Origin of the sequence: Pararcticibacter amylolyticus, from assembly GCF_003130405.1 — a bacterium.
GTDB classification, from domain to species: domain Bacteria; phylum Bacteroidota; class Bacteroidia; order Sphingobacteriales; family Sphingobacteriaceae; genus Arcticibacter; species Arcticibacter amylolyticus.
This window is the reverse complement of record NZ_QEAS01000059.1, coordinates 1-2,208: the sequence shown is the minus strand read 5'-3', so window position 1 is coordinate 2,208 and position 2,208 is coordinate 1. Positions and strand designations below refer to the sequence as shown.

The following is a 2,208-nucleotide window of genomic DNA, read 5'->3' as shown; positions in this document are numbered from 1 at the left end:
TTGATATCTCAATAAGATCACCTTCTATGTTTTCATCGAATTCCAAACGGTTTAGTGCTTGGTCATGTTTTGGCACACAAATTATCTTCATTAATTATCCGTATTTTTAAAGTGAGTTACTTCATTATATTCCGCTTGACTGCGTCCCATCTGCATGCGCTTACAATTTTGTTATTGACGTTTTGGGACCAAACACGCTCTCAACTGTAATTACACCAGCATAAACATTTATGCTGCAATTAGTCGACCAGCATATAAATTCGTAATTATATAGCTATATCTATAGCATATAACTCCCTGGATTGTATGTCTACGACAAATAACTGAACGCTTTGGGGATTTAACCTATCTGGCTTGTAATAAAATGCATAATATACATCGGCTTGTTCTAAGGCCTTTTTAACGTGTTGAAGCACTGGTTCTAATTTCTTATTGCCATTGTAATATTCTAAAGGCATATAAATCACTTCCTTAAACAAACTGTCAATAGGAGTTTTGCTCCATCCATATCTTTGCCATCCACCGTCTTTGAAAGGAAGTAGTTTAGATCGAACACGATAGAATTCATCGATAGTAACTTTTTTTAGCTTATATTTTTCTATGGTGTAGCCTTCTCCAAACCCTCCAAAGTCATCTTTAGAACTAACTCTTTCAATGTCCACTTGCTCTACACCCAATATTTGGGGAAGATCATCCTTGAAGTAACTACTTTGGCATCCAGAGATTAAAACTATCAAGGCAGAAAGTACTATTCTTACATACATTTTTATCATAATTTACTTCAAATCAGCAGTATATTATATTACTGAGGCTTTTTTTTGAGATGTGACATACCATAGTTGTAAATAGTATAACCAGCACCTTCTCCTGCTACAGTTTTCCCCATCCATGTAGCAACATTTCTTCCTGTTCTACCTTTTTGATAGTCAAAATCATAAATGTCTAAAACACCGTTATCCCCTCCAAGCCTCACTCTACTTCCATCTACTAGTGTCAATTTTATTGTCCCATAAACAAGACCAGTTTCAAAATTAGCATTAGCTGGCGAAGCAAAGTTCACGTATTTGCTATCACCTACGCTTAGATCACCCTCATAAACCGGAGTCAAATCTATTTTTGAAGCATCGACAAATAAAGGCTTCCCACCACCTGTTCTATACCATTCATTAGCTTCACTTAAAGTTAACTTCCCATCATAATCCGGCCGGTTTTTCAAACCGATATAATGGTTGGCGTATTTTAAAGCTGCCTTTTCACTTATAAATCCATAATTTGGATCACCTTCTTTATAAGTACTATTTTTTACTGCTTCGTCATGATTCATGCCTTGTGTAAAATTACTTTTATTCATAACTATAGCTTGTCCCTTTAACCCTTGATCATCAGTGCCCAAAAAATCACCATTGGTATCATAGATAGGACTTGTGGCTCTTCCATCGGGATCAACCATTATCATTGGATTATTCAGCCCATAATTATATGGCGAGAACAGGTAAAACTTCTCCGCCAGGGGATCAACCGCATTCCATCTACCCAACAAAGGATCATAAAACCTCGCCCCATAATCATACTGATCTGTTAAGACATCCTGTATCTCCTTTCCATTGTAAAGATACTTGTTTTTTGTTCCGGCAGCATATACCGGTGCGTTTAACCCGAAGGCATAGTATTCATCTTCCTGGATGACATTGCCTGCAGCATCGGTGCTCACCCGGGTATTGCCCAGATGGTCCTTCAGATCATATTCATAGCGGTAGGTGCCGTCCGTGTTTCGCACTGCCCTGCCCTCTTCGGTCTGGATGAAGTCGATTGTCCCGTTGGTATACTGGATCCCGGCGATATAGTCCCGGGTGGTACCTGCCTGTACCGAGCGGATCTTATTGCCGGTGGCATCGTACGTGTAGGTGGCTGTACCATTCCCCGTCACCTGCGAGGGGAGATTGAGCTCATTATAGGTGATCGTCAGGTTCCGGGTGCCGTCTGTCGTGGTATTGCCGTTGGCGTCATACCCGAAGCTGCCGGTCTTAAAGCCGCTGACGGAGCTCAGACGGTTGCCGTCATACGTGTAGGCCAGCGAACCGTAGTTCCCCCTGGCAAGGCTCTGGATATTGCCCATCTTGTCGTAGGTAAGGGTTTCGCCCAGCTTATTGCTGGCATGGCTGGAGGCAGCAGTCGTCAGCCGGTTCACCGGGTCATATGTATAGGTAA

2 protein-coding genes are annotated in these 2,208 nt (G+C 41.5%); both read right to left on the bottom strand.

Annotated features, from left to right (window positions below; genetic code table 11):
• Positions 1 to 266: 266 nt before the first annotated feature.
• Positions 267 to 773: a hypothetical protein gene (locus tag DDR33_RS24970; protein ID WP_109418502.1), complete on the bottom strand. Its 507-nt coding sequence runs from the start codon at positions 771 to 773 to the stop codon at positions 267 to 269.
• A gap of 29 nt (positions 774 to 802) precedes the next feature.
• Positions 803 to 2,208, bottom strand: a 1,406-nt coding sequence (locus DDR33_RS24965; RefSeq protein WP_146198878.1) for an RHS repeat domain-containing protein, incomplete at its 5' end; no start/stop codon positions are given.

Bases quoted from the DNA above. Each gene is read 5' to 3' on its own strand.
- DDR33_RS24970 (WP_109418502.1), bottom strand. From the start codon at position 773: ATGATAAAAATGTATGTAAGAATAGTACTTTCTGCCTTGATAGTTTTA.